The organism is Cognatiyoonia sp., assembly GCF_965661665.1.
Classification (GTDB): Bacteria; Pseudomonadota; Alphaproteobacteria; order Rhodobacterales; family Rhodobacteraceae; genus Cognatiyoonia.
On the sequence record NZ_CBFIEO010000006.1, the window covers coordinates 117,539 to 144,396 of the forward strand.

The following is a 26,858-nucleotide window of genomic DNA, read 5'->3' on the forward strand; positions in this document are numbered from 1 at the left end:
CTTGACCCTTCTGCTGCAGTCGCAGAAACTCTTTTTAAATAATGCTTGAGCCGGATGCAAAAACAGGTAGTTTTTGCATCCCTGCGGCGTGAGCCCCAACCAGTCGGAGCGTGGGACGATGAAGTTAAGTATTGAACGTGCAAGCCTTTTTAAGGGCGTGGCGCAAGCGCAATCCGTGGTCGAACGCCGCAACACGATCCCGATCCTCGCCAATGTGCTGATCGAGGCTGAAGGCGACACCGTTCAGTTCCGCGCGACCGATCTCGATATCGAAGTGGTCGACCGCGCCGCTGCACAGGTGGAGCGGGCAGGGGCCACCACCGTCTCCGCCGTGACGCTCAATGAAATCGTCCGCAAGCTGCCCGATGGCGCGCTTGTCACGCTGACCGAAGATGGCGCCTCTGGCCGTCTGACTATTGAGGCGGGTCGCTCCAATTTCTCCCTCGCAACGCTGCCAAAGGAAGACTTCCCCGTGATGGCATCATCGGAGTACGCGGCGAACTTCTCTGCCCCCGCACCGGTGCTGCGCCGCTTGTTCGATAAGTCCAAGTTTGCGATTTCGACGGAAGAGACACGCTATTATCTCAATGGAGTCTATATGCACGTCGCGGACAGTGATGGCGGCAAAGTTCTGCGCTGTGTGGCAACAGACGGCCACCGCTTGGCCCGCATTGATGCGGACCTGCCAGATGGCGCTGCGGATATGGCAGGCGTCATCGTGCCGCGCAAAACTGTCGGTGAACTGCGCAAGCTGCTCGATGATGACGAAATGCAGATTGCTGTATCGGTGAGCGAGACTAAGGTGCGCTTTGCCACGCCGGATATCACGCTGACATCAAAAGTCATCGATGGTACGTTCCCGGATTACACCCGCGTGATCCCACAGGGAAACACCCGCAAGCTTGAGGTCGACGCGTCCGAATTCGCCAAAGCTGTGGACCGTGTGGCGACCGTTTCCTCCGAGCGCTCCCGCGCCGTGAAGCTGGCGTTGGAAGAAGACAAGCTCGTCCTGTCTGTCAACGCACCGGACAGCGGCGCGGCTGAGGAAGAATTGGCCGTTGCTTACGGTGATGAGCGGCTCGATATTGGCTTTAACGCCAAATACTTGCTCGAAATTGCCAGTCAGGTGGATCGTGAGAATGCGGTCTTCCTTTTTAACTCATCCGGCGACCCGACATTGATGCGCGAAGGCAACGACACGAGCGCGGTATACGTGGTCATGCCGATGCGGGTCTGATCCCTTTCTTGCGACCGGCAGAGCCTCCGGCGGGGATATTTTTGGCAAGAGGAAGGTAGTGGAGAGCGCTTTTGAACGGACTTGCGCTGACCTCTTTGACGTTGTCTCATTTTCGCTCGCACAAGCGTGTTGCGTTGACCTGCGACGCGCGTCCAGTCGCGATTTATGGGGCCAATGGCGCGGGCAAAACCAATTTGCTGGAGGCGGTGTCTTTGTTGTCACCTGGGCGCGGGCTGCGCCGCGCGGGGCCGGATGATCTGACCCGCAGGCCGGAGGCGCTGGGCTGGAAGGTCAAAGGTGTGTTGCATTCGCTGCATCAGATGCATGAATTGGAAACGGGGGCCGAGGCGGGGCAATCGCGGCAGGTGCGCATTGATGACAAATCTGCTGCTCAGATCGCCTTGGGCCGAGTTGGGCGGATGGTTTGGCTGGTCCCGTCGATGGACCGTCTGTGGATCGAAGGGACCGACGGGCGGCGGCGGTTTCTCGACCGCGCCACGCTCAGTTTTCTGCCACATCATGCGGAGGCCGCGCTGACCTATGAAAAGGCGATGCGGGAGCGGAACCGTCTCTTGAAAGACATGGTGCGCGATGCTCATTGGTATGTCGCGCTAGAAAAACAGATTGCGGAGGCAGGGGCGGAGATCACCCGCAACCGTCAATACGCCATTGCACAGCTGATGGCGGGCCAAGCGATGGCAGAGACCGCCTTTCCCCGTGCGGAACTGCGCCTAACCAATGCCAATCCGATTGAGGGAGAGGGTGATGCGGAAATACTACGAGAGGCACTGCAAGACAGCCGCCCGCGCGACCTTGCTGCCGGACGCACGTTAGTTGGCCCGCACCGCGCCGATATGGCGGCGGTGTTCACCGGCAAAGGGATGCCGGCCAAGGATTGCTCAACGGGGGAACAGAAGGCGCTCTTGATCAGTGTCATCCTCGCCAATGCCCGCGCGGTTGGGCGCGACTTTGGCGCGCCGCCGATCATCTTGTTGGATGAGGTTGCGGCCCATCTCGACGCAGGTCGCCGCGCCGCGCTTTATGATGAGATTTGCGCGCTGGGTGCACAGGCGTGGATGACAGGCACGGGGCCAGAGCTATTTGAAGAGCTGGGCGACCGCGCGCAATACATCGAAGTGAGCGAAGTGGACGGAGCCTCCGTCGCAGAACAAAGGACATCCCCATGACCTCACAACGTGTGACCCTCATCACCCTGGGCGCGGCCGATCTGGACCGTTCGACCGCGTTCTACCGCGCGCTCGGGTGGGAGCCAAAAAGAGCACCTCTCTAAAGCGCTGTTCTATCAGATCAATGGCATGGCCCTGGGCCTTTTCGGGCTGGAGCACCTTGCTAAGGATCAAGGCCGCCCCGGAACGCCGCTGGGGATTGACGGATCAACCTTTGGCCAAAACTTCCCGACAGAGGCGGAGGTCGATGAAGCGTTCGAGGCAGCGCTAGCGGCGGGGGCCAGCACTCTAACGGCCGGAGAAGGTGTTTTGGGGCGGATAGTCCGGCTATTACGCCGATCCTGACGGGCATGTGTGGGAAGTGGCCATAAACCCTTTCTGGCCGCTGAATGATGATGGAAGCCTGACCTTGCCGAATCCGGAGTAACACAAGCGGCCTGTTGCTTTCTGACGGGTTTGATACGCTGGCCCCATTCTTTCGCATCTTGACTCAAAAAGGCTTTCCTCCATGTCCATCACACTCACACAGCTTGGCCTCTATTCCGGCGCCCTGCTCTTGTTGTTCATCACACCTGGGCCGGTTTGGGTTGCGGTGATTGCTCGCGCGGTGTCTGGTGGGGCAAAATCCGTGGTCCCTTTGGCCTTGGGCGTTGCTGTTGGGGACATCCTGTGGCCCTTGGTTGCCGTTTTTGGCGTCACCGCAATTGTTGCCATCTGGGCGGATTTCCTGATCGTTTTGCGCTATGCGGGTGCCTTGGTCCTGATCTTCATGGGGCTCGCCCTCATCCGTCATGCTGACAAGGATCTCTCCAAAGCCTCTGGCCTCTCCAAACGCGGGGCGTGGGCGAGTTTTGTGGCCGGATTGCTGGCCGTAACCGCCAATCCGAAGGCGAGCCTGTTTTACTTGGCGCTCCTGCCTACCTTCTTTGATTCCACAGTCATCACCGTGCTTGACATCGTGGCGATCTGCGTTGCGAGCTTTCTTGTTCCGCTCCTCGGCAACCTGACCTTGGCGCTTTTTGTGGGTCAGATACGGCAGTTCTTGAAAAGCCCGAAAGCGATTCGGCGGACCAATCTGACGGCGGGTACTGGGCTGATTGGCGTTGGTGGGGTGATCGCTGCATCCTGACGCAAAATATTGTGCCGTCAGCGTGACAATCCCCTGCGGATTCGCTATATTTTGCGGAAGATAACGCAGGAAAATCCGCATGTCAGACGAGCAGCAGTCGCCCGAAGAATACGGCGCCAATTCCATCAAGGTTTTGAAGGGGTTAGAGGCTGTGCGCAAACGACCTGGGATGTATATCGGGGACACGGATGACGGCTCTGGCTTGCACCATATGGTCTATGAGGTTGTCGACAACGGCATTGATGAGGCGTTGGCCGGTCATGCGGACTATGTGAACGTCAACATCCACGCGGATTGTTCGATTTCCGTGCGCGACAATGGGCGCGGTATTCCGGTTGATATGCACCCCGAAGAAGGGGTCAGCGCGGCGGAGGTCATCATGACCCAGCTGCATGCGGGCGGGAAGTTTGACAGCAATTCCTACAAGGTCTCCGGTGGTTTGCACGGCGTGGGCGTCTCCGTTGTGAACGCGCTATCGGTCTGGCTGGAACTGAAGGTCTGGCGTAATGGTAAAATACACTCCGCCCGCTTTGAGCACGGCGACACGACAAAGCATCTAGAGGTGATCGGCGACGCCGGAGATGAGACGGGGACAGAGGTGCGTTTTTTGGGCTCCACCGACACCTTCTCCAACCTCGATTATTCGTTTGAGACATTGGAAAAGCGTCTGCGCGAATTGGCGTTCCTGAACTCTGGCGTGCGGATCATTCTAGAGGATGAACGCCCCGCTGAACCGCTTCGGTCGGAGCTGTATTACGAGGGTGGCGTGAACGAGTTCGTCAAATACCTCGACCGCTCCAAAACCCCGCTGATGGAGGCGCCGATTTACGTCAAAGGCGAACGTGATGAGATTGGCGTCGAAGTCGCAATGTGGTGGAACGACAGCTACAACGAAATGGTGCTGCCTTTCACCAACAACATCCCGCAGCGCGACGGCGGCACCCACATGGCGGGCTTTCGTGGGGCGTTGACGCGGGCCATTTCGAAATACGCGGCGGAGAGTGGGATCGCCAAGAAAGAGAAGGTCGCGATCACGGGCGATGACGCGCGTGAGGGTCTGACCTGCGTGTTGTCGGTAAAGGTTCCAGACCCGAAATTCAGTTCCCAAACCAAAGACAAGCTGGTCAGTTCCGAGGTCCGCCCAGCGGTCGAAAACCTGATGGGAGAAAAGCTCAACGAATGGTTTGAGGAAAACCCAGCCGTTGCCAAATCGATCATCAGCAAAATCGTTGAGGCCGCCGCTGCGCGTGAAGCTGCGCGCAAAGCCCGCGAAATTCGCCGGAAGTCGGCGATGGATGTTAACTACAACGCCTCCAAGCTGAAAGACTGCTCCGAAAAAGACCCCGCCAAGACCGAAGTGTTCTTGGTAGAGGGGGACTCTGCTGGCGGCTCCGCCCAGACTGGCCGCGATCGCCGCACACAAGCGGTTCTGCCGCTCCGTGGTAAAATCCTCAACGTTGAACGCGCCCGTTTTGACCGGATGCTGTCGAGCCAAGAGATTGGTAACCTTGTCATGGCGCTGGGCACGGGCATTGGCCGCGATGAGTTCAATATTGAGAAGCTGCGCTACCATAAGATCGTCATCATGACAGATGCGGACGTCGACGGTGCGCACATCCGCACGCTGCTGCTGACCTTCTTCTTCCGCCAGATGCCGGAGCTAATCGAAGGCGGCTACCTCTACATCGCGCAGCCACCGCTCTACAAAGTGTCGCGTGGCAAGTCGGAGGTCTATCTGAAAGACCAAGCCGCGCTTGATGATTACCTGATTGAACAGGGCATCGAAGGGGCGGTGCTGCGCCAAGGCAACGGGGAAGAGATTACCGGTAACGATCTGCGGCGCGTGGTGGATGAGGCGCGGCAATTGAAGCGCGTGCTAGAGGCCTTCCCAACCCATTACCCGCGCCACATCCTCGAACAGGCCGCGATTGCGGGGGCGTTCGTGCAGGGCGCAGTGGACGCCGACCTGCAAGGCGTGGCGGATAAGGTCGCCAAACGCCTCGATCTCATCGCGCTCGAATGGGAACGCGGTTGGCAGGGCCGGATCACGCAAGACAAAGGCATCCGCCTCGCCCGCATCCTGCGTGGCGTGGAAGAGGTGCGCACATTGGACGGCCCCATGCTCCGCTCTGGCGAAGCCCGCCGCTCCGGCAGCTTCACCAAATCCCTGCAAGAGGTTTACGAGCTCCCCGCCACTTTGGTCCGCAAAGACCGCTCCCAACTGATCCACGGGCCACTGGACCTGTTGAAAGCGATCCTTGAGGAAGGTGAAAAGGGCCTGACCTTGCAACGTTACAAAGGCTTGGGGGAGATGAACCCAGACCAGCTCTGGGAAACCACCCTAGACCCCGACGCGCGGACTCTGCTGCAAGTGAAAGTCGACGACGTGGCGGAGGCTGACGACCTCTTCACCAAGCTCATGGGCGACGTCGTAGAGCCCCGCCGTGAGTTCATCCAGACTAATGCGCTGAGTGTAGAGAATTTGGATTTTTAGGTCTGCCTAGAGACGTCCCTCGCGAGATAATCTGGCCAACTGATTGCTTTACGGGTCGCGCCCGTAAAGGTCATTTCGACAGTTTGAAGATCAGGTACAACAACAGCCCGCTCATAAGCGATGTGATGGTTAGGATCCAGAAGGCGGATTCGTTGTCCGTGCCGGGCATGCCGCCGACGTTTACACCGAAGAGCCCTGTGAGGAATCCCAGCGGCAGGAAGATCGCGGCGATCACTTACAGGATGTAGCTGTTGTGGCCAAGCGCATGGGTGCGTTCGGCGTCGATGTGGTCTTGCAATGCGGACAGCCTGTCGCGGACGGCGTCAAGCTCTTCAACAATCCGTCTGGTCCGGTTCTTGGTTTCGCGGAGGTTTGCAAGTTTGTGAGGCGTGAGGATCCAGTCTTCCAACGCAGCCAATGCTGCGATCGCCTACCTCTGCGGGTTGATGAAGCGCCGCATTCTGATGACTGCTTGATGAATGCTGTTCAGCTTACCGGCTTGTGGCCATCGCCGAAAAGGTCTTCCAAATCATCGGTTTGTTCCTCCAGCGCCAGTGACACCGTCTTGATACGCTCCGTGAGGCCATGCGCAATCGGTCGAATTCTCAATGTTAGGCTTTCCCGAAGAGAAATCCCAGATGTTTCAACGCACCGTCGAACAGCTTGCCTACAAGGTGCTCAACGCGCGCGTGAAGATGTCTCATGGCCTCGATGAAATCATTCCGGGAGAGGTTGTCATGACCGAAGGCGAGGCGACCGATGGCTTGCTGCGCCTCAAATCAGCGCTCCTTACTTTCCGCAAGTACGAAGCCGAGCTAAAGTCGCATTTTGCCTATGAGCTGCTCGACAAAGACGACTACGCAATCGCCCATGTCTTGCACATCAACAATCATTTGGAAGAGTTCAACCTCACCTAACTCCACCGCACCAGCCCGATAATCGCTGATCCCGCATAGAACGCCTGCAACAGCAGGAACGTCCAGCGTTTGTCGAGCCAGCCCCATGCGGCGAAGAGTAGGGCGGAGATGAGGAGCAGCGAGAACCCCAAAACCTCATTGCCGGTATTCGACGCGATCAGCAGCGCATAGGCCATAGCGGAGATGGAGCCTATGACCTCGAAAACGGTGGTCCAGTCTCGGTTCGTCATGTTTTGACCGAGCGGGCTTTGATCATCTCAACGCCACTCTCGCCCAAAGGCACCACGGCGAACGGCCCGCCGTGGCACATATCCTCTGGATCTTGGTTGTCCTGTGGTGGTGCGTTGGCGAGGATTTCCTCCGCAAACTCCTCGGCATTGTCCTTGGGGCGATACCCCAAGGCTGACGCACCGGAGTTGTCCAAACCCGCGCGGTCGTTGTTTGAGACGCCATAGACAATCGTGAAACCCGTGGTGGTGGCAGTCACGGATTTCTGCACCAGTTGCACCAAATCCCCATCCGACAGCCATGATCCCAAAGCACGAGAATTTCCAACTTTGCCAGAGGCCGAAGCAATCCGCATCGCCACCGTTTCCAACCCGCGTTTGTCCCAATAAAGGCTCGCCAAATCCTCGGCAAAGCATTTGGCCAATCCGTAGTAGGTGTCTGGACGATGCGCCGCATCCACGCCGATGAAGTCATGCTTCTTGTGCATCCCGACCGCATGGATCGACGACGCAAACACGATCCGCTTCGTCCCATGTTGATAGGCGCTTTCCCAAATGTTGTAGGCGCTTAATAGGTTGGAATGGAGGATCTGTTCCCAAGGCGCCTCATCCGCGATGGAGCCGAAGTGGACGATCATATCCGCCCCCCCCAGCAGCGCATGAACCGCTTCCCGATCCCCGATATCGCATTTGACGTAACTCTCGTTCGCCGCCAAATCGTCAATGCTGTCCGCCAAATCGGTGGAGACCAGCGCGTCGCACATCTTCGACAAAGGCTTCCGGCAAATGTTGCCTAAGCGGCCGGCGGCTCCGGTCAAAACGATCTTCATGTCTGGTCCTTTCCCGTCAGATGACGGCCTTTTCTATAAATTTGCGGCCGTCGCGAATGCGGTCATATCCGAAAGGCGTCAGGTCAAGCGATTGGTAAGCGCCCGTCGCGATCCACTCCGCGACACCGCGCCCGATGGCAGGGGATTGTTGGAAGCCGTGGCCGGAAAAGCCGTTAGCGAAGATGAAGTTCTCCACCTCATCATGCGGTCCGACAATCGCGTTCTGATCGAGCGTGTTGAAGGCATAATGCCCCGCCCATGAATTGATAAGCTTGATCCGCTCAAACGCAGGGACGCGGTGGGCGAGGGTGGGCCAGACCTTTTCCTCCCAGATTGAATGATCCTGCACGAAGTCATCATAATCGACGGCGTGATCCTCATCTGGCGGGCAACCCGCCAGATAGTAGGTACCATCGGTCCGCATATGCACGCCAGAGGGATCAATCGTCAGCGGCAGATCACGGTCGAGTGGGTCTTCCGCCTGAAAGATGAAGGTATAGCGCTTGCGCGGCTCCACCGGAATATCGATCCCTGCCATCCGGCTGGTGAGCACGGCGCGCGGGCCGGAGCAGTTCACGACCGTGCCACAGGATACAACCTCGCCCGAGGCGAGCGTTACGCTTTCGACGCGGTGCCCGTCACGCGTCATCGCGACGACTTCATTGTGGATGTATTCCACCCCACGCTCGCGCGCCGACCGCTTCCACCAGTCAAACAGCGTGTTGCCGTCGAAATACCCCTCATCAATCGGGTTGTGGTTGGCCGCCACGATGTCATTGAGGTTGTAGAACGGGTACTCCGTTGCGATTTGGTCCACCGACATGTGCCGTGTACCCGCGCCATTGGCGGCTTGGATCGCTTGCGCCTCTTTCAATGTCTCCGCAAAACCCGCATCGCCCGCCATATACATGTAACCATAGCTTTGCAGCACCACGTCCGGCACCCGCTCATCCCCGCCCATGTAGGCGCGGAAATTCTTGACGAAATCCGCTGCAAATTGGGAGATTTTGATGTTAATCGCCGCGCTGAACTGCTGCCGTATACAACTGTTGGTGTGGGAGGTTGAGGTGAACTCATAGGTCGGGTCGCGCTCCAAAACCAGAACTCTTCCATCAAACCCCGCCTGTTCGGTCAGCCACCACGCGATGGAGGAGCCATACATCGCCCCGCCGACGATCACGACGTCATAAGATGACTGTGCTGGCGCCTGCATATGCGACCCTCCCAAAACGCGAAGCGAATTGGAAGATGGGATCACCGATCAAGCGATCTGTAAAGCAAATTCTAGACCAGTGTGACGCCCACATCTGTCATACCCGCACGCGCAGCAGAAAAGGAGCCATCAAAGTCGATCGCGCGGCACAATTCCTCGCGCACCGTCACCTTGAAACCCAGCTTTGCCGCGTCAACGGCGGAGTAGTTGACGCAGAAATCAAACGCCAAGCCAACCATCGTCAATTCGTCGATCCCGCGTGTGCGCAGATACCCCTCCAACCCCGTGGGGGTGGTGTGGTCATTCTCAAAGAAGGCCGAATAGCTGTCGATGGTGGTGTTGAAGCCTTTGCGAATGATGAGATCACCATCGGTGCGCAGATCTTTATGAAAGGCCGCACCGTCTGACCCTTGGATGCAGTGATCGGGCCAAAGCACTTGCGGGCCATAGGGCATCTGGATCACGCTCATCGGGTCTTGGCCGTCATGCGAGCTCGCGAAAGACAAATGCCCCGCCGGATGCCAGTCTTGCGTCAAAATCACCGCGTCGAAATCCGCCATCAGCGCGCTGATCCCGCCGACAATCTCATCCCCGCCCGCGACGGCGAGCGCCCCACCGGGGCAAAAGTCGTTTTGCACATCAATCACGATCAGGGCTTTGGTCATGGCGGCTCTCCTTGCTTTGGCGTCTTGCCTACCATCCCGCTAGGGGGCGTCAAGTTCGGCGATGTCTTCCAATTTCCACTTGGCCGAGGGTCGTCTATGCCCTAAGTCGGGCGTCTTTTTCAAGGGATTGATGAAATGAATCACACGTTGGTCATTGATTTTGGTACGTCCAACACCGCCGCGGCTGTGATGGCGAGCGACCGACCATTCTAGATCCCGGTGGAGGATGGCAAGACGACGCTGCCCGCCTCTGTCTTCTTTGATACGCACCACGCGAATGCCGTTTACGGCTCCGCCGCCAACGCTGCCTTGATTGATGGGCGGGAAGGGCGGTTTATGCGCGCCCTAAAATCTGTCTTTGGGATACCGCTGATGCACAAACGGCCGATGATCTCCTACTAGCGGGTCACGCTAATTGAGGTTGTTGCGCACTTCCTCACCACCGTCAAAAATCGGGCGGAGGCGCCGACTGGCCTTACCTTTGACAGCATTCTTTCCGGTCGGCCGGTGCATTTTCACCCCGATCCAGATCGGAACGCGCGGGCGGAGGATGATCTGAGATCGGCCTATGAGACCGCAGGGTTCACTGAGATCAATTTTATGTTCGAGCCGGACGCCGCAGCCCAAACAAGCACCGCGCCCTTGAATGGCAAATTCGGTCTCGTCGTCGACATTGGCGGCGGCACGTCAGACTTCACCCTCTTCGAACGGGTCGGTTCAAAGACGAATGTCATCGCGTCCCACTGGGTTCGTGTCGGGGGCACCAACTTTGACCGCTCCTTGAACCTTGCGACCGTGATGCCACTCCTCGGCTATCACGGGGAGTTGCGCAATGAGCTCGGCTCCGGCACTAACATCGCGCCCAATGTCTTGTTCCAAGAACTTGCCACGTGGGAAAAAAATTCCATTCCTCTATACGCCTGAGACTACGCGGCTCACCAAACGCTACGCCAAGCTCGCCCTCGACAAGCCACCGTTTGAACGCTGGCTCAGGTGATCGAGATGGAGATGGGGCATGACATCTCCTTCGCTGTGGAAGCCGGAAAGATTGCGCGCAACGCGCGGGAGGATGCCGCAATTGATCTGTCCTATATTGAAACGGGCCTTTCTGTCCCGCTGGCCGGCGATATCATGCAAACAACCCTCGCCCCGCTGACCGACCAAATTGCAGAGGCCGCGCAGGACACGTTGGACATGGCGGGTGTCACTGCCGATCAGATCGGCATGGTAGTCTATGTCGGTGGCTCCAGCCTAATGGGATCCGTCACCACCGTGATTACTGATGTCTTTCCCACCGTCGCGCAAGAGCGCACCGCGGCCTTCACCGCTGTCGCCGATGGTTTGGCGATGGCCGCCGCCCGCGCCTAGCCCCCTTGCCGAACCCACAACTGAGGCGTATCTGAGCGCCATGTACACCGTTGCCGCCCTCTACCACTTCACGCGCTTTGACGACCCTGCCGCGATCAAGGATCCGCTGCTGGCCGCCTGTCGGGAGCATCGCATCTCCGGCACGTTGCTGCTGGCGAAAGAGGGTATCAATGGCACCATCGCAGGCACCGCCACAGGCATCGCCGCGATCCTGAACGTCATCCGCGCCCTGCCGGGCTGTGCGACGCTAGAGCACAAGGAAAGCCATGCCACTATTGCCCCTTTCAATCGCATGAAAGTGCGCTTGAAGAAAGAGATCGTAACAATGGGCCAGCCTGACGTCGATCCGGTTGAGAAGGTCGGCAAATACGTGGCCCCCGCCGACTGGAACGACCTGATCAGCGCCCCCGACGTCGCCGTCATTGACACGCGTAACGATTATGAGGTGGCCATCGGCACCTTTGACGGGGCGATTGACCCTGAAACCAAATCCTTCGGCGAATTTCCCGCGTGGTGGGAAGAGAACAAAGACCGCTTCCATAACAAACGGATCGCCATGTTCTGCACCGGCGGCATCCGTTGTGAGAAATCTACGAACTACCTGCTGGGGCAGGGCGTGGATGAGGTATACCACCTCAAAGGCGGCATCCTGAAATACCTCGAAGAGGTTCCGCAGGATGGAAGCAAATGGGACGGCGAATGTTTCGTCTTTGATGCCCGCGTCAGCGTCGGCCACGGGCTTGAGGAAGGCCCCCACATCCTTTGCCACGCCTGCCGCCAACCGATCCTGCCCGAAGACAAAAACCGTCCTGAATACGAGGACGGCGTGTCCTGCCACCAATGCATCAACGACACGACCGAAGAGGCCAAAAACCGCTTCCGCGAACGTCAAAAGCAAATCCGCCTGTCCGCAGAACGGGGCGAAAAACACATGGGTGAGTTCTAGGGCATACTTAAGCGCCTCGCACCTCAAGGACTGGCGCTGCTGATCGGGCTCATCTCTGCCACCCTCGCGTTTCTTATCAACATGCCGCTGCCATGGATGCTGGGATCAATGGTCGGGGTGACGATCGTGGCCATGTCGCGCGTGCCTTTCAAGGCCCCAGATCGCTTGCGCCCCATTGTGGTGCCCGTGGTGGGCGTCATGCTCGGCTCTACGGTGAACGCCGACATTTTCCAAAAGCTGGGGCCTTGGGCGCTGACCCTCCTGATCCTTCCGTTTGTGCTGATATGTTCGGCGACCATCAGCTACGTCATTTATCGCCGTATTGGGCACTATGATCGCACCACCGCGTTTTGCAGCGCGATGCCAGGTGGCTTGAATCAGATGCTGCTCGAGTCCTCCTTGTGATCTTTATGGTGGTCATCGTCTTCGGCGTCTTTGTGGGCGTGCGGAGCGACAGCGGTGCCGCGTCATGGATCCCGCTTGCCGCGCCAAGCGCGCTGGATTATGCACTCCTCCTCGGTTGCGCGATCATCGGTGCCCCGCTAGCAAAACGGATAAATCTGCCCGCCGCACCCATGTTTGGCCCGATGATCCTCAGCGGTTTTGTCCACCTCATGGGATGGACCCATGTTGCGCCGCCAACCATCTTCATCATCGGTGCGCAGATCGTCGTCGGCACCGTTATCGGCTGCCGCTTTATCGGGGCCACCCTGCGCGATGTCGGCCAAGACCTCGGCCTCGCAGCACTGGGGACCGTTCTGGCCCTCACCGCCGCTGGCCTCATGGCTTTCATCGCGATCACCATGATCGACATGCCGCTCAGCCAAGCCTTCCTTGCCTTCGCAACCGGTGGCTTGACGGAGATGAGCCTAATGACCCTCGCCATCGGCCAAGACGTCGCTTTCGTCACCGTCGCCCATCTGATCCGCGTCACGATGGTCATCGCCATCGCGCCAACGGTCTTTGGGCTTTTGGTTCGGAAGCGAGGCTAGCGTGCCTATCACTGGAAGAGTAGTCTCAGTCCAGACCAACAACGGATATAGTGCCAAATGCTAAAGCGTTTCATTGCCTTCTTCCAAAATCCACCGGCCCATGAAAAGCCGTTGCCGGAATCGGACGCGCGGCATGCGCTGGGCGCATTGATGGTGCGTGCGGCGAAGGCGGATCATACTTACCTCTTTGAAGAGCTTCAGCAGATCGACAAAGTACTGGCCGAACGCAACGGGCTGAACCCCGTCGAGGCTGCGAAGATGCGGGTGGAATGCGAACGGCTGGAGGCCGCGATGCCTCCGACAGAAGAGCTTGCCATCATTCTACGCAATGCCGTGCCAGCCGAAGAGCGGGAGGCGATGGTCGCCGCCCTTGTGCGTGTCGTCTTTGCTGATGGAATCGAGCACGACGAAGAGGACGAACTGTTGCGCCAGATCGAATTGGTTCTGGGTGTCAGCGCCGCCGTGGCGAAACGGCTCCATGATGAGGCGGCGTCGAAATGCGGTTAGGTCTGCCGCCGCGCGAGCCACAGGGTCGACAGCCCTGCCAGCAGGACGATTAGCAAGCCGAGAAAGCTTTGCAGGTCCGGCCATTCCCCGAACACGAGCCAGCCTAGCACTGCCGCATGGATCAACTGACTGTAGATCAGTGGCGCGATCAGGCTGCCGTCTGCGATCCGGCTGGCCAGAACGATCAGCAGGTTGCCCGTGGCTGACCCCAAGGCGCTGAACATAATCAAGGCGGCGACGGGGGCGGATATCTCTGGCACACCGCCGATCCCGAACGGTGCCAAAAGGATCGCGCCGATGGTCAGTTGCGACAGCAACAGGAACCTCGGCCGATAGTCACCAGCCATCCATTTTGTCGCCACCAGATACCCGCCGTGGAGCAGCCCCGCGACCAGCGCGAAGCCCAAGCCTAGGGTCATCCCGAACCCAGGGCGTACGACGATCAAAACACCTGCGAAGCTCACCAGCACCAAAACCGCCCTTAGCCAACCAGTGCGTTCTTTCAACAACACCAGGGACAGCACAAACGCCACCACAGGGCTCACAAAGAACGCCCCGAAGACATTGGCAATCGGCTCCGTCCGCAGTGCGGTCAGGATGCAGCTGATCCCACCCACAATCAGTGCTGCGCGGAAGATAAGCCGCCATTCGGTAAACTGCCGCGCCTCCCGCAGGCTGACCCCAAAGAAGGGTGCAAACACCACCGCCGCCACCGCAAATCGCGACCATGCGATGAAAAGCGGGCTCACGCCCGTGCGGGTCAACAGCGTCCCCGCCGTGTCTGCCCCCACGATCAGGAACATCCCACCAACAACCATAGCTGCGAACTGCCACATCTTGCGTTCCACCGCATCACTTGCTCTAACACCCCCCAGCTACAGGGAATTACTGCAATGGTCGATATCGCCACCCGCGTCTGGAACCACAAATGGAAGATCGACCCGATCGTGCGTTCACTGATCGATACGGATTTCTATAAGTTGCTGATGTGCCAGTCGGTGTTCCGCAACCAACCCGACACGCAGGTCACATTCTCCCTCATCAACCGTACGAAATCCATCCGGCTGGCACAGCTCATTGACGAGGGCGAGTTGCGCGAACAGCTTGATCACGTCCGCTCCCTTTCCCTCTCGCGCGGGGAAAGCACATGGATGCGCGGCAACACGTTCTACGGCAAACGCCAGATGTTCCGCCCCGATTTCATGGACTGGTTCGAAAACTTGCGCCTGCCCGCCTACCACCTTGAAAAGCGCGACGGGCAATATGAGCTGACCTTCGAAGGGTCATGGCCCGAAGTCATGCTCTGGGAAATTCCTGCCCTCGCGATCTTGATGGAGCTGCGCGGCCGCGCCGTCGTCAACCAGATGGGCCGGTTTGAGATTCAAGTCCTTTATGCCCGCGCCATGACCCGCCTCTGGGAAAAGGTCGAGAAACTCCAAGGCAACCCCGACTTGCGCATCGCGGATTTCGGCACCCGTCGCCGCCATTCCTTCCTCTGGCAAGATTGGTGCGTGCAAGCGATGAGCGAAGGCCTGGGCAACAGCTTTGTCGGCACCTCCAACTGCCTCATCGCCAAAAACCGCGATCTTGAGGCGATCGGCACCAACGCTCATGAACTCCCCATGGTCTATTCCGCGCTAGCGGGCACCGACGATGCCCTGCGCCAAGCGCCCTATGACGTGCTCTCTGATTGGCATGCGGAGCATGATGGAAACCTGCGCATCATCCTGCCCGACACCTACGGGACCAAAGGCTTCCTCGACGCAGCCCCCGATTGGCTTGCCGGTTGGACAGGCATCCGCGTTGACTCTGGCGATCCGGCAGAGGGGGCGGAAACGGCGATCAACTGGTGGAAAGCCCGCGGCGAAGACCCGAAGGAGAAGCTGGTGATCTTTTCCGACGGCCTCGACGTCGACAAAATACTGGAGCTTCAGTCTCAATTCGCCGGCCGCTGCCGCGTGTCCTTTGGCTGGGGCACCATGCTGACCAACGACTTTAAAGGCCTGACCGCGGGCGACACCCTCGCCTCCTTCTCCTTGGTCTGCAAAGCTATCTCAGCCGACGGGAAACCCACGGTCAAACTGAGCGACAACCCAAGGAAAGCCATGGGCCCCGAGGCCGAGATCGAGCGCTATAAGCGCGTGTTCGGGGTAGGCGATCAGGCCGAGATTGAGGTGGTGGTTTAGGTCTCAGTTTCACTAGAATTGCCGGATACCGGTTCTGAGAATACGGAAGTTCTACTTATCTCATCCGCGGTAAGTGTTTGAGTGACTTCAATTCTGAAACGACCACGGTTTTGGCTATAGGAAAACTTGAACATACCATTTTCGAGACAAACCAGAAAAAACAAGAGTATCGCCGCTGCAGGTATATTGGTGGTTATAGCGCTCCAAAAAAGGCATATTGCTGGAACTTCCCGCAGTGTGTCGAACCACATTGAGCAAAAGAAACTTGCAATAAACAGTAGAGAGATTCGCCAGGCAAACTTTACCGATTTATGAAAGTGCCAAACTTTTTTGAACGCTTCGGCGTCAGCGGCTGTTCCTTGGTTGTGACCGGTCGCGGGCCGACGCGGGTGCAGCATGTGGGCTATGAAGATCTTATGGTCTCCCGCTCCGTCAGATATGCAGAACCCGTCGGCATCCTGAAGTCACACGCGCATACCCGCACGGCCGATGCGCCCGAAAGCGTCATGGTGAGCAGTGACGTCTTTAAGGATGTGATCCCGCAAGGCGATGTCATCGTCGGGTCGCGGGTTGAGCTGCGCCTCTCTCCGCCCAACGGCGTCAGACGCGGACCCGCACGGTGTCTTTCCATGTGGGCACCAGCGGGCGCCCCTTCGCCGAAAAGGACGCGCCGCGCACTCGTCTTTAAAGAAAAGACCGCTATTCAAGTTCAAGGGCTCTACGTTGTGTTCCTTGGACTTGATGATCTTGCCGCCGACTTTAGTCACCCTTCGAGACCACGTTCACTGAACTAGGTATAGCAAGCGCGGGGGTCAATCCTCGACCTTGCCACGCAACTTTTTCACATCACCACGGATCTTCTTTGCTTCCAACCGCCGACGAACGGAGCCGCGTGTAGGTCTCGTGGCGATGCGTTTTTTGGGGGTGATGAGTGCTTGGGTGATCATTTCTTTCAGCCGCTCCCGCGCAATCTCCCTGTTGCGGGCTTGGCTGCGGGTTTCTTGCACGAAAAGCACAATCGCCCCGTCCTGCGTCCACCGCCGTCCCGCGATCCGGCGCAGCCGTTTCTTGACCGCAGTTGTCAAAGCAGGCGACCGCTCCGCCTCGAACCGCAGTTCAACCGCCGTGCTGACCTTATTGACGTTCTGCCCGCCCGGACCGGAGGACCGCGCGAACTGCTCTGACAGTTCCCAATCAGCAATCTCAATCTGGTCGTTGATGCGCAGGCTCATCTTCCTCTTGCCAAAAATATCCTCGCTGAAGGTATTCTGGCGTATGCCAGACTGTACATACGCAGTGTTTACGCCCTGTGTACGCACGGTGTACACGTGAAATAAGGGTTTGAGGGTTTTCAGGCACCCAGTTAATTTCTGAGTGCGGCCGCAAATTTGCTTGGCAAAATCGCTTTCCCGCACCCTTTGAACCCTTTGGATTTAAACTGAAAAGGGCTGCCCAAGCGATCGGACAGCCCTTCCTGAGTTTTCGGAGGTGGGTCGGTTAGGTTTCCCACCTTATGGTGTTTTCAACCAAGGACTGCCTCAGTTGCAAACCTCATAAGTTGTCCCGACTGCCTTCTCCAATACGTCATGATGCACTGGATCACCTCCTTTCAAATGTTTCGCCTGAAAAGAAGGTTGGCATAGATTTTTTCTAAATCAAGAGGTTTATTACTACATCTCGCGGTTATGTGGCCGGTTGTGTAATTCGCCCAACAATGATGCGGAACGGGATCAGCGCGATCAAAGCGACAGCAATTTTCACGCCCCAGTCTGCGATAGCCAGCGTGACCCACAGCGGCGCTTCAGGCCCTGTGTTGAAGAACGGCACAGCATCCTGCGCCCACATCACCTGTTCCGTGGCTCCAGCGCTGAAACCATTGAAGAAGCTGGAGAAGGCGAGGCTGAAGAAAATGAAGGTATCCACAATAGAGCCAAAGAAAGTCGACACCAAAGGCGCGGTGAACCACTTCCCATCGCGCAGCCGATCAAAGATCGAAACATCCAAGAGCTGGGCCACAAGGAATGCAGTCGCGGAACCGATGGCCACGCGGATCGGCACAGCTGGACCAAATTCAAGCTGGATTTGGGAGCCAATGAGCGAGCAGATGATCCCAACGATGAGACCTGCAAACACGACCTTTCGCGCGGGCCCGACACCGTAGACGCGGTTCATCAAATCGGTGATGAGGAAGGTGAGCGGGTAGATGAACGCGCCCCATGTGAGCAGACCATCAAGGATCAGGAATTGCACAAGAATGTTGGAGGCGACCACGATGGCGGCCATGGCGATTACGCCGGGAAGGATACGTGTCATTTGAGTTTTCCGTTTTGACAAGGGTGCGGCACTTGATCTGCGCACCATGCGCGGACGAGGGCATGTACCGCCGCTGGCCTAGTCAGTCAAACGATATTCAACGATTTCGGTTTGCTGGAACCATTTGAAGTTGTCGTCAGCGATCATGATGAAACGGATAGCACCTTCGTCGTCTTCCCAGACGGCGATGCCTTCAAGATTGTCATGCGTTGCAGTGGCCGTTTCTAATAGGGTTTCTTCCTCACCCGTGTTGAGGTCGAACCGACGCACGCGGGTTCTAAAGCCAATGCCCGTAAAATCTCGTTCCAACAAATAGAGCTGATCATTGGGCCCAAAGTCTGCTCCAACGGGGAGGAATTTGCCGCGGCGCGGAATCTCGGTCGCCTTGGTCCACATGACGCCCTCAAGTCGGTAGACAGGAAACGGTCGGGTCAAGCGGCCTGAGCGTTCCGGCAATGTATAGATCGCGCCCGTGCTGTCGATGGCGAGAGCTTCCATTCCGGAGTTCTTTTGAAAGGTGGAAAACTCCGGATGATTTGGTGGGCGGGTCGCACGGATTAGGTCGCGCGCGTAGATGCTGACTTTTGGATGCTCACCTTCAAAAGAGACGTACACACGGCCGGTCGGTCCGATGGCAAGGCCTTCGCTATCATTCCCACCGTTCTGAAGTGGATTTGTCCAGATGTCTGTAAGTGGGATAAATGGCCCGCTGTCAACGCCAACGATTACGTCGCCATCGCGAAGGAGCGTGCCACGAACGATGAAACCTTTGTCATTTATTGCGGTGAAAGTGATACCGTCCCGTGCCACCTCAAGGCCCGATATGCCGCCAAAGTTTGGGTCATCATTGAACCAGACATGCCGCGTGACCAATTTCACGTCAGCGAGTATCGGCGCTCCTCCAAAGAGGGCGAGGAAAATTGAGATGAGACGCAGCATCAGTTGGACGACAGCACTCCGCTGCATTGGCTTGGGAGTTGCGCCATCGTGATCGGTCCGCGTGGCAGGCGTGGGTTTGGATTGGGTGGTGGCGGGTTCAGAATGCGGTCGACCCAGCCCTGCGCATCGTCGCATCCATCGCCGGGTGGCGGTGGTGCTTGATTGGTGCAATTTGCGTCACCTTCTGGACAGTTCAGCCGGACATGAAAATGGTAGTGATGCCCCCACCAAGGCCGGATTTTATTGAGCCATGATCGGTCGCCGGTGGCAGAATTGCACATAGCAACTTTGGCTCCAGGAAATATAAAGATACGGGCCACACGCGGATCGGAGGCGGCGGCTTTCAAGATGACTTCGTGCTGCGGCGTCCAATTGCTGTTGGTGTAGGCCCCCTGAGCGCGGCGCATCGAAATGGACGAGATGTTCTCGCGTTCTTCCCGCGTCAAGTTCAACCGATCGGGTGGCAGCATCCAGATATCTGCGTCCAGACCGATTTGGTGGCTGGCATGGCCAGACAGCATCGGTCCGCCGCGTGGTTGGCTGAGATCGCCGACATAGAGCCCTTCCCACCCCGGTTGGGTGGCCGCAAAGCGGCTGAGGTCTTTGACGTAATCGACAAGCGCGGGCTGGCCCCAGTTTCGGTTCCGCGACAGCCGCATGGCTTGCCACGTGGGGCCGGTCTCAGCGAGCTCAACGCCGCCAGCCTGGCAGCCGCGGGCATAACCGCCGATGGCGTTTGCGCTTTGCTGGCTTCCGCTGGATGCCGCGCCAAACAGGGTTTTGGCGACACGGGTGTCGCCGTTGTTGGCGGATTGGGCGCGGACGGTTGTTGTGGTGTCCCCCTTGCACGCGGCAAGGGAGATCAAGATCAGGATAACTGCTGCGAAGCGACCCATTCGTCCCTGTCTCCATCCTTGTTGACCCATACTAACAGGATGAGACCCAAGAGGAACAGGAAGATCAGCGGAAGATAGCCCAATTGCACGTTTCCGGTTGCCGCAGTAAAGACACTGATCAACAGTGGCGCAAGGAACGCGGTCGCTTTGCCGGACAATGCAAACAGGCCGAAGGTTTCGGTTGGGCGGTCAGGATGGCCGTGGCGCACCATGAGAGAGCGGGACGCTGCATAAAGTGCACCACCTGCGCCGCCGATAACGCAGCCCAGCGTGAAGAAGATGATATCCGGAAGGGCGGACCCTTCGGCCATAGGCACGCCGAACAGCGCGTCACGCGATAGGCTGACGGTAAAGATACAAACGACAATCAGAAGCAGGATGCAGAAGATGATGACCGGCTTCGGGCCAAAGCGACTGTCAAAGCGGCCACCTAAAAAAGTGAAAACCGCGGCGGAGATGATGGAGGCGATGGCAAATGGGCCAAGCTCCGCCACCGTCCAGCCAAGAACCAATGTCGCGTAGACACCGCCGAAGGCATAGAGCGCGTTGAGCGCGTCACGATAAAACATGCCGCCGAGGAGGAACGTTGCCGTGCTCTTGCGTTTGCCAACCCGTTTCAACGTGGTCACGAGGTCGGAGACGACCTTGGACATCTTGGGCACTTGGCCTGTGTCCTCGGGGTTGTCTTTCACCCACATGAAAAATGGGATGATGAAGAGGGCGTACCAGATCGCGATGAACGGCCCGACAAAACGTGTGCCCTCCCGCTGGTCCGCATCAAGGCCAAAGATGGGTTCAAGGCCAGCGATGGTGCGGCCGGAGTCGCCCATCTCTGCAAAGAAAACCAACATGATGATGACGCTTATCAGGCCACCCCAATACCCAAACGCGGCACCTGAGCCCGACACTTTACCAACCTCCTCGTCCGTGCCCATGGAGGGTAGGTACGCATTGATGAAGTTCAACGCGGATTCAGCGGCGATGAAGCCTATGTAGAAGATCAAAAGGAAGAGATAGAGCGATGACGTGTCTGGCGTCATGAACCATAACGCGGCCGCTGCCACGATGTAGATTACAGAGAAGAGCGCGATCCAAGGTTGCTTCCGGCCCGTGTTGTCGGCAAAGGCACCGAGGAAAGGCGCGGTGAATGCGATCACGAGGCCCGCAACCGTCTGACCCATTGCCCAAACACTTTGAGATTGCGCACGTGCGGTTTCACCGTCAGCACCTTGTGACAGGAAGTAGTCCGTTGCGACAATCGCAAAGTAGGGGCCAAAGATAAATGTAAGCCCGAGCGTGTAATATGGCTGGCTGGCCCAATCGAAAGCCATCCATCCCCAAATGCGTCTCTTATGTGTTGGTCTCATAACTGCCCCTCATCCCTCGCGGCAGTAGACAATGACATTTCACATCGCGCAAGCGTTTCTGGGGTTACGCAGGGTTGGGGCCGACCTCTGGGGGCCAGATGCGTGTATCTTCGGCATCAATCCAGTTTTGGGCCCAGTCGGGCAGGACGGGTCGTTCGTCTGTGGGGCCCGCGGCCGTGAAAACACGGTCTGGAGCGACGATTCCGTTTTTGTCGGTGACGGCGGAGCGGTAGAGCGCTTGCGCCGCGCATTTGTCATCAACCCAGATCGTCTGGTCGAGGTAGAAGAACCGCTCATCCCAGCCGATGCAGCGGCTTTTGACGATAAACTTTTCGAAGGGCCGGATGCGGCGGCGATACCGGACGGAGGCGCCCGCCATCGTGAGACCCCACTTGTTCTCTTTCAATGTGCGGAGAAGGTAGACCCGTTTGGCGAGAACTGTACGCCCCAGATCAAGGATCGTCAGGATGCGCCCGTTGTTCATCTCGATAAACATATCAATGTCTTGCGGCCAGCATCGGTGATGTGACACATGCACGCCCAAGACAGGAAGTTCTGGGGCGTTGCGATGGACGAAGAATTCCTTGGCAAGACGGATGATCGGGTACATTTCAGTCTCCTTTCGACCGAACCTATGTTGGTTGACGTTAACGTCAATGTGTGACCTCGCGGCAGGGACTTGTTCTGACGGGTTTAAATCCCTAAGTCCCTCTGCAACGAACGGAGACTGTGATGACGTCGATCTTTCAAATCCTTATGCTGCTGCTCGATGTGGCGAGCTTCTTCATTTTTGCGCATTTCATCATGAGCTGGCTCATTCAGTTTGAGGTGTTGAATGTCCGTCAGCCGCTTGTTGGCCAAATTTGGTATGGCCTGCAGCGTATCCTTGAGCCGATCTATCGTCCGATCCGAAACATCCTTCCCAACATGGGTGGAATCGATCTGACGCCGTTGGTGGCCCTGATCGGGATTGAGATCATTCGCACCGTCTTGAAGAACAACGAGGCGTTCTTCTTCTAAACCTTCGTTACCTTTCGGAAACAGAACCGACTGAGGCGTGGCGCAAAAGCGGTTGTCGGCGTCGCGCTTGGGCTGATTGGGTGTGCCATTTATGCTTAGACTTTAGCGAAAATAGGCAGAGGTTGGTCAGATGTCCGATAAAATCACCTTCACGCTGGATGGTAAAAAAGTTACCGCCGAACCCGGTCAGTCGATCTGGGAGGTGGCCAATGGGCGTGGTTTGGTCATTCCGCACCTCTGCCATAAGCCGACGCCGGGCTATAGGTCAGACGGCAACTGTCGCGCCTGTATGGTGGCGATTGAAGGGGAACGGACGCTGGCGGCTAGCTGTATCCGTGAGCCATCCGAAGGGATGGTTGTGACCACCAACCAGCCGCGCGAAGTGCAGGCTCGCAAGATGGTGATGGAATTGCTCGTTGCCGACCAGCCGGAGCAAGACGCCGCCCATGATAAGTCATCTCATCTGTGGGATATGGCGGAGGCGCAGGATGTCTCCGACAGCCGCTTCCCAGCGTTGAAGCAAGAAACCATTCCGCTTTTGGACAACAGCCATGTTGCGATGAGCGTGAACTTGGATGCGTGTATTCAATGTGGCCTTTGCGTGCGTGCCTGTCGCGAGGTGCAGGTCAACGACGTGATCGGCATGTCCGGTCGCGGGCACAATGCCTATCCAACATTCGATTTTGATGACCCAATGGGCGCGTCGACCTGTGTGGCCTGTGGCGAGTGTGTGCAAGCCTGCCCGACGGGTGCCTTGATGCCGTCGAGCGTCATGAACGAAAATCAGGTTGGTGATTTGGACGACTACGACCGCGAAGTTGAAAGCGTCTGTGCCTTCTGCGGCGTCGGGTGCCAAATTTCTATCAAGGTCAAAGACGACAAGGTGAAATATGTCGAGGGGATCAATGGCCCCGCGAACGAGGGGCGTTTGTGCGTCAAAGGGCGGTTTGGTTATGACTATATCCATCACCCACATCGCCTGACAAAGCCCCTGATCCGTCGCGACGATGCGCCAGACAAGGGGCTGAATGTCGACCCAGACAACTGGCAGGAGTTCTTCCGCGAGGCGACTTGGGACGAGGCGCTTGATTTTGCGGCCAAAGGGCTGAAAGGCCGTGGGCGTGAGGTTGCTGGTTTCGGTTCTGCCAAGTGTACGAACGAGGAAGCTTATCTTTTCCAAAAGTTCATCCGCCAAGGCTTTGGTCACAACAACGTTGATCACTGCACGCGGCTTTGCCATGCATCATCTGTTGCGGCGCTGATTGAAAACGTAGGCTCCGGTGCTGTGACCGCGACCTTCAATGAGATCGAGAATGCGGATGTCGCCATCGTTATTGGCGCCAACCCGTTGGAGAACCATCCGGTCGCGGCGACCTATTTCAAGCAGTTCACCAAGCGTGGTGGCAAGCTCATCGTCATGGATCCGCGCTCCCAAGGCTTGAAGCGGTTTGCGGAGCACATGCTGCCGTTCAAGCCGGGGACGGACGTGTCGCTGTTGAACGCGATCATGCATGTGATCGTGGAGGAGAAGTTGTATGATCAGCAGTACATCGAAGCCTTCACTGAGAACTGGGACGCTGAAAAAGAGCACCTAAAGAAGTTCTCCCCCGAAAAGATGGAAGAGCTGTGCGGGATCGACGCGGCAACTATTCGTGCTGTGGCACGGGACTTTGCGACCGCAAAGGCCGGCATGATCTTTTGGGGCATGGGGGTGAGCCAACATGTCCACGGGACGGACAACTCACGCTGCCTGATTTCGCTGGCGTTAATGTGCGGCCATGTCGGGCGTCCCGGCACAGGTCTGCATCCGTTGCGCGGTCAGAACAATGTGCAGGGTGCATCGGATGCGGGGCTCATTCCGATGTTCTTGCCAGACTATCAGACTGTAACCGATGACGGTGTCCGTTCTGCTTTCACTGATGTGTGGCAGTCTGGCGATTTCAGCAATGAAAAGGGCCTGACCGTGACGGAGATCATGGACGCGGTTCATGAGGACAAGATCAAGGCGATGTATATCTTGGGCGAAAACCCAGCGATGTCTGACCCTGATGTGGAGCATGCGCGCGATGCGCTGGCTAAGCTGGACCACCTTGTGGTGCAGGACATCTTTATCACCGAAACCGCGAACTACGCTGATGTGATCCTCCCAGCCTCCGCCCTTTATGAAAAGAGTGGGACGGTGTCGAACACCAACCGCACCGTGCAGATGCTGCGCCAAGCCGTACCGCCGCCCGGTGAGGCGATGGAAGATTGGCGGATCGAGGTTGAGCTGGCCAAGCGCTGCGGGTTGCCGTGGACGTACACGCATCCAAGCGAAGTCTTTGCCGAAATGGCGATTAATATGCGCAGTCTCGACAACATCACGTGGGAGCGGTTGGAAAAGACAGCGGTGACATACCCCTCGCTGTCGCCAGAGGATCCTGGTCAAAGCGTTGTGTTTGGCGATGCCTTCCCACGCGCAGAAGGGCGGGCGAGGTTCACACCTGCCGAAGTGATCCCGCCGGATGATCTGCCGACGCCAGATTACCCTATGGTTCTGACCACGGGTCGTCAGTTAGAGCATTGGCACACTGGGTCCATGACGCGCCGCGCGTCTGTATTGGATGCGGTTGAGCCGGAGGCAAACTGTTCTTTGCATCCGTCAACGCTTCGCCGCTTGGACGTGGCACCGGGTGAGATGGTGACGCTGACCACCAAGCGCGGGTCGATCACAATCATGGCGCGGGAAGATCGGGCGGTGTCACCAGATATGGTTTTCTTGCCATTTGCCTTTGTTGAAGCGGCGGCAAACGTTCTGACGAATCCAGCGATTGACCCCTATGGGAAGATTCCAGAGTTTAAGTACTCGGCAGTCCGGGTTGAGAAGGCGACCGCCTCCGTCGCTGCGGAATGATTTCAATCAAAAGATTAGGAAGGCCCGGTCACTGACCGGGCCTTTTGTGTTATTTTCAGGCTTATTTGGCGGGCACCCAACGCTCTAGGCCGATACGGACGAAGCTTTGCGTGTCATCAGTCACTTCCCGCAGGCCAATGAAATAAGTGCCTGCATTCACGCGGGCGGCGACTTGCGCGTCGTAGCTGTCGCCGTGGTCATCGTTGAGCGCAACAAGACGGCCAAAGTCGTCGAAGATGGACACGAAGGGATCTCCCTGACCGACGACAGAGATGGCTTCGATCAATAGCAGACCGGACTCGGCCACATCTACCGAATACCACGTGGCAGTGTTGGATAACTGCGCATCGAGGCGGAGGCGTGTTGATAGTGCACCAAGGTCGGCGATCGGGACACTGCCGTCGAGCGGTGGCGCGGCTTCTGCGCTGTCGACCAATACCATGAGTGCGGCGACCGGATCGTATTCGCCGATCGACACTTCGATCGGGAGCGATGTGTCATTCAACGCGCTGACGGAGACACAGTAATTGCCCGCTGGCAGCCCTTCTGTGATATCGATTTGAGAGTTCAACCCATCGAAGTCATCGTTTTCGTCGATGTAGGAATCTTCTGCATCGTAGAGTGTGATGACGGGATCGGCATCCTCGTTATCCGCCTTAATAGTGAGTGGCATTGAAGAGGTGAGTGTGAAGCGGAGGTTTGGCGCGTCATCGACAGACGCCAGATTGGTGAGCCCGTCCGCGCCAACAACGCCGATATCGAGGGCATTGGCGCAGGACGTGAATTCGCCGCCTTGCGTTGATGTGGCTTCAATCCCTTCGGTCAGCGGTTCTTGATCATTGCGTCCTATGCGGACAAATGCGGTCATTGGCGCGCGGTCAAAGCTGGTGGTGGAGACGCAATAGGTGCCTGCATCAAGGTTCACCTCAGCCCGCGACGCGCCATTTCCGCCGGAGTCGTCATCCGACAGAACGAAATTACCCGCTTCATTGTAAATCTCGATGATCGGGTCGCCTGACCCGCGGCCTTGCGCTTCGATTCTCACATCGCCCCGAGCAGACAGGGTGAAGAGAGAGATATATTCGCTGCCCCCAAGGACCAGCGCCATCTGTTCGCGGTAGGTGTTGCTGGTGGAAATGTCGGATGCCCCTTCGGACCCACCGATCCAAATGCCGTCTGATCCGACGCCGCTGCACATGCCCTGAGCGACAGTCGGTGCTGCTAATGCGGAAAGTGCGAAAGCAAGTGTGGTGCTTTTGAAATAAGCGGTGCGCATGGGACTACCTTTCCTTATCTTCAGTCGGGATCAGTATAGGCGGAATAGCTTGCGCGTTTCTATAGCTGTGGCGGATTTCTTCTTCGATTGATCATGAGGGATCACGCAAATGAAAAGGGGCCGCAGTTGCGACCCCTTTCAGAATCTCTTTTCTTTGGTTTAGCCCTGACGGGCTTTGAACCGACGCTGCGTCTTGTTGATCACATAGACGCGGCCCTTACGGCGCACGACGCGGCAATCGCGATGACGCTGCTTG

General features: G+C 57.6%; 30 protein-coding genes and 2 pseudogenes. 16 read left to right on the forward strand and 16 right to left on the reverse strand.

Annotated elements, in window-relative coordinates; genetic code table 11:
- The first annotated feature begins 118 nt into the window (after window positions 1-118).
- The 5 genes and pseudogenes from dnaN (at window position 119) to gyrB (ending at window position 6,047) form a co-directional block, all read left to right on the forward strand.
- On the forward strand, window positions 119-1,237 hold the full coding sequence (gene dnaN / locus ACTF5F_RS05705) for a DNA polymerase III subunit beta (RefSeq protein ID WP_438955914.1): 1,119 nt from the start codon (window positions 119-121) through the stop codon (window positions 1,235-1,237).
- Between the two features lie 71 nt (window positions 1,238-1,308).
- Window positions 1,309-2,424: a DNA replication/repair protein RecF gene (gene recF / locus ACTF5F_RS05710; protein ID WP_438955915.1), complete on the forward strand. Its 1,116-nt coding sequence runs from the start codon at window positions 1,309-1,311 to the stop codon at window positions 2,422-2,424.
- Window positions 2,421-2,851, forward strand: a pseudogene (locus ACTF5F_RS05715) (VOC family protein). Before recF ends, ACTF5F_RS05715 begins: the two are co-directional and overlap by 4 nt.
- 81 nt (window positions 2,852-2,932) lie before the next feature.
- On the forward strand, window positions 2,933-3,553 hold the full coding sequence (locus ACTF5F_RS05720; protein ID WP_438955916.1) for a LysE family translocator: 621 nt from the start codon (window positions 2,933-2,935) through the stop codon (window positions 3,551-3,553).
- A 79-nt stretch (window positions 3,554-3,632) separates the two neighbouring features.
- Complete coding sequence (gene gyrB, locus ACTF5F_RS05725) at window positions 3,633-6,047, forward strand: DNA topoisomerase (ATP-hydrolyzing) subunit B (RefSeq protein WP_438955917.1); 2,415 nt, start codon at window positions 3,633-3,635, stop codon at window positions 6,045-6,047.
- Between the two features lie 70 nt (window positions 6,048-6,117).
- Here the strand turns inward: gyrB and ACTF5F_RS05730 are convergent, their stop codons facing one another.
- The 3 genes from ACTF5F_RS05730 to ACTF5F_RS05740 form a co-directional block, all read right to left on the reverse strand.
- On the reverse strand, window positions 6,118-6,282 hold the full coding sequence (locus ACTF5F_RS05730) for a CorA family divalent cation transporter (RefSeq protein ID WP_438955918.1): 165 nt from the start codon (window positions 6,280-6,282) through the stop codon (window positions 6,118-6,120).
- Window positions 6,283-6,456 carry a hypothetical protein gene (locus ACTF5F_RS05735; RefSeq protein WP_438955919.1) on the reverse strand — a complete coding sequence of 58 codons (174 nt, stop codon included), beginning with the start codon at window positions 6,454-6,456 and terminating at the stop codon, window positions 6,283-6,285. It lies immediately after the preceding gene.
- A gap of 77 nt (window positions 6,457-6,533) precedes the next feature.
- Window positions 6,534-6,656 carry a hypothetical protein gene (locus ACTF5F_RS05740; protein WP_438955920.1) on the reverse strand — a complete coding sequence of 41 codons (123 nt, stop codon included), beginning with the start codon at window positions 6,654-6,656 and terminating at the stop codon, window positions 6,534-6,536.
- Window positions 6,657-6,685: 29 nt separating this feature from the next.
- Here ACTF5F_RS05740 and ACTF5F_RS05745 point away from each other — a divergent pair, with 29 nt between their 5' ends.
- Window positions 6,686-6,964: a DUF1569 domain-containing protein gene (locus tag ACTF5F_RS05745; protein WP_438955921.1), complete on the forward strand. Its 279-nt coding sequence runs from the start codon at window positions 6,686-6,688 to the stop codon at window positions 6,962-6,964.
- On the opposite strand, the gene ACTF5F_RS05750 is transcribed toward ACTF5F_RS05745, so the two are convergent.
- The 4 genes from ACTF5F_RS05750 to pncA form a co-directional block, all read right to left on the reverse strand.
- A complete protein-coding gene (locus ACTF5F_RS05750; RefSeq protein WP_438955922.1) occupies window positions 6,961-7,194 on the reverse strand; it encodes a hypothetical protein in 234 nt (77 codons plus the stop codon). The genes ACTF5F_RS05745 and ACTF5F_RS05750 overlap by 4 nt on opposite strands.
- Window positions 7,191-8,021, reverse strand: a complete 831-nt coding sequence (locus ACTF5F_RS05755; protein WP_438955923.1) for an NAD-dependent epimerase/dehydratase family protein — start codon at window positions 8,019-8,021, stop codon at window positions 7,191-7,193. The genes ACTF5F_RS05750 and ACTF5F_RS05755 overlap by 4 nt, the downstream gene beginning before the upstream one ends.
- 16 nt (window positions 8,022-8,037) lie before the next feature.
- Window positions 8,038-9,234: an NAD(P)/FAD-dependent oxidoreductase gene (locus tag ACTF5F_RS05760; protein WP_438955924.1), complete on the reverse strand. Its 1,197-nt coding sequence runs from the start codon at window positions 9,232-9,234 to the stop codon at window positions 8,038-8,040.
- Between the two features lie 71 nt (window positions 9,235-9,305).
- The gene (gene pncA / locus ACTF5F_RS05765) at window positions 9,306-9,899 is read right to left on the reverse strand and encodes a bifunctional nicotinamidase/pyrazinamidase (protein ID WP_438955925.1); all 594 of its coding nucleotides are present in this window, start codon (window positions 9,897-9,899) and stop codon (window positions 9,306-9,308) included.
- Window positions 9,900-10,118: 219 nt separating this feature from the next.
- Between pncA and ACTF5F_RS05770 the strand changes: the two genes are divergently transcribed.
- From ACTF5F_RS05770 to ACTF5F_RS05795, 6 genes and pseudogenes are all read left to right on the forward strand, one after another.
- Window positions 10,119-10,301, forward strand: coding sequence for a hypothetical protein (locus tag ACTF5F_RS05770; RefSeq protein WP_438955926.1), 183 nt, complete (start codon window positions 10,119-10,121; stop codon window positions 10,299-10,301).
- Between the two features lie 105 nt (window positions 10,302-10,406).
- Window positions 10,407-10,823, forward strand: coding sequence for a hypothetical protein (locus ACTF5F_RS05775; RefSeq protein ID WP_438955927.1), 417 nt, complete (start codon window positions 10,407-10,409; stop codon window positions 10,821-10,823).
- A 78-nt stretch (window positions 10,824-10,901) separates the two neighbouring features.
- Window positions 10,902-11,267, forward strand: coding sequence for an Hsp70 family protein (locus tag ACTF5F_RS05780; RefSeq protein ID WP_438955928.1), 366 nt, complete (start codon window positions 10,902-10,904; stop codon window positions 11,265-11,267).
- A gap of 40 nt (window positions 11,268-11,307) precedes the next feature.
- On the forward strand, window positions 11,308-12,213 hold the full coding sequence (gene trhO / locus ACTF5F_RS05785) for an oxygen-dependent tRNA uridine(34) hydroxylase TrhO (protein WP_438955944.1): 906 nt from the start codon (window positions 11,308-11,310) through the stop codon (window positions 12,211-12,213).
- Window positions 12,214-12,345: 132 nt separating this feature from the next.
- A pseudogene (locus ACTF5F_RS05790) lies at window positions 12,346-13,205 on the forward strand (AbrB family transcriptional regulator).
- A gap of 57 nt (window positions 13,206-13,262) precedes the next feature.
- Window positions 13,263-13,712 carry a TerB family tellurite resistance protein gene (locus ACTF5F_RS05795; protein WP_438955929.1) on the forward strand — a complete coding sequence of 150 codons (450 nt, stop codon included), beginning with the start codon at window positions 13,263-13,265 and terminating at the stop codon, window positions 13,710-13,712.
- Here ACTF5F_RS05795 and ACTF5F_RS05800 read toward each other — a convergent pair.
- A complete protein-coding gene (locus ACTF5F_RS05800) occupies window positions 13,709-14,548 on the reverse strand; it encodes a DMT family transporter (protein WP_438955930.1) in 840 nt (279 codons plus the stop codon). The two genes, ACTF5F_RS05795 and ACTF5F_RS05800, sit on opposite strands and share 4 nt — an antisense overlap.
- Window positions 14,549-14,605: 57 nt before the next feature.
- Between ACTF5F_RS05800 and pncB the strand changes: the two genes are divergently transcribed.
- Both pncB and ACTF5F_RS05810 read left to right on the forward strand, forming a co-directional pair.
- Window positions 14,606-15,898 carry a nicotinate phosphoribosyltransferase gene (pncB, locus tag ACTF5F_RS05805; protein ID WP_438955931.1) on the forward strand — a complete coding sequence of 431 codons (1,293 nt, stop codon included), beginning with the start codon at window positions 14,606-14,608 and terminating at the stop codon, window positions 15,896-15,898.
- A 317-nt stretch (window positions 15,899-16,215) separates the two neighbouring features.
- Complete coding sequence (locus tag ACTF5F_RS05810; RefSeq protein WP_438955932.1) at window positions 16,216-16,692, forward strand: hypothetical protein; 477 nt, start codon at window positions 16,216-16,218, stop codon at window positions 16,690-16,692.
- Window positions 16,693-16,710: 18 nt separating this feature from the next.
- On the opposite strand, the gene arfB is transcribed toward ACTF5F_RS05810, so the two are convergent.
- The 6 genes from arfB to ACTF5F_RS05840 form a co-directional block, all read right to left on the reverse strand.
- The gene (gene arfB, locus ACTF5F_RS05815; RefSeq protein ID WP_438955933.1) at window positions 16,711-17,130 is read right to left on the reverse strand and encodes an alternative ribosome rescue aminoacyl-tRNA hydrolase ArfB; all 420 of its coding nucleotides are present in this window, start codon (window positions 17,128-17,130) and stop codon (window positions 16,711-16,713) included.
- A gap of 451 nt (window positions 17,131-17,581) precedes the next feature.
- On the reverse strand, window positions 17,582-18,211 hold the full coding sequence (locus ACTF5F_RS05820) for a queuosine precursor transporter (RefSeq protein ID WP_438955934.1): 630 nt from the start codon (window positions 18,209-18,211) through the stop codon (window positions 17,582-17,584).
- Window positions 18,212-18,289: 78 nt separating this feature from the next.
- On the reverse strand, window positions 18,290-19,150 hold the full coding sequence (locus ACTF5F_RS05825) for an esterase-like activity of phytase family protein (protein ID WP_438955935.1): 861 nt from the start codon (window positions 19,148-19,150) through the stop codon (window positions 18,290-18,292).
- Complete coding sequence (mepA, locus tag ACTF5F_RS05830) at window positions 19,150-20,046, reverse strand: penicillin-insensitive murein endopeptidase (RefSeq protein WP_438955936.1); 897 nt, start codon at window positions 20,044-20,046, stop codon at window positions 19,150-19,152. The genes ACTF5F_RS05825 and mepA overlap by 1 nt, the downstream gene beginning before the upstream one ends.
- Complete coding sequence (locus ACTF5F_RS05835; RefSeq protein WP_438955937.1) at window positions 20,019-21,413, reverse strand: MFS transporter; 1,395 nt, start codon at window positions 21,411-21,413, stop codon at window positions 20,019-20,021. Before ACTF5F_RS05835 ends, mepA begins: the two co-directional genes overlap by 28 nt.
- Before the next feature lie 64 nt (window positions 21,414-21,477).
- Window positions 21,478-22,023 (reverse strand): acyl-CoA thioesterase, encoded by a 546-nt coding sequence (locus tag ACTF5F_RS05840; protein ID WP_438955938.1) that lies wholly within the window; start codon window positions 22,021-22,023, stop codon window positions 21,478-21,480.
- A gap of 122 nt (window positions 22,024-22,145) precedes the next feature.
- Between ACTF5F_RS05840 and ACTF5F_RS05845 the strand changes: the two genes are divergently transcribed.
- Both ACTF5F_RS05845 and fdhF read left to right on the forward strand, forming a co-directional pair.
- The gene (locus ACTF5F_RS05845; protein WP_438955939.1) at window positions 22,146-22,433 is read left to right on the forward strand and encodes a YggT family protein; all 288 of its coding nucleotides are present in this window, start codon (window positions 22,146-22,148) and stop codon (window positions 22,431-22,433) included.
- Window positions 22,434-22,563: 130 nt separating this feature from the next.
- Window positions 22,564-25,326, forward strand: coding sequence for a formate dehydrogenase subunit alpha (fdhF, locus tag ACTF5F_RS05850; RefSeq protein ID WP_438955940.1), 2,763 nt, complete (start codon window positions 22,564-22,566; stop codon window positions 25,324-25,326).
- Between the two features lie 61 nt (window positions 25,327-25,387).
- On the opposite strand, the gene ACTF5F_RS05855 is transcribed toward fdhF, so the two are convergent.
- The gene (locus ACTF5F_RS05855) at window positions 25,388-26,602 is read right to left on the reverse strand and encodes a DVUA0089 family protein (RefSeq protein ID WP_438955941.1); all 1,215 of its coding nucleotides are present in this window, start codon (window positions 26,600-26,602) and stop codon (window positions 25,388-25,390) included.
- Between the two features lie 159 nt (window positions 26,603-26,761).
- A partial coding sequence (rpmJ, locus tag ACTF5F_RS05860; protein ID WP_438955945.1) for a 50S ribosomal protein L36 occupies window positions 26,762-26,858 on the reverse strand: 97 nt, incomplete at its 5' end.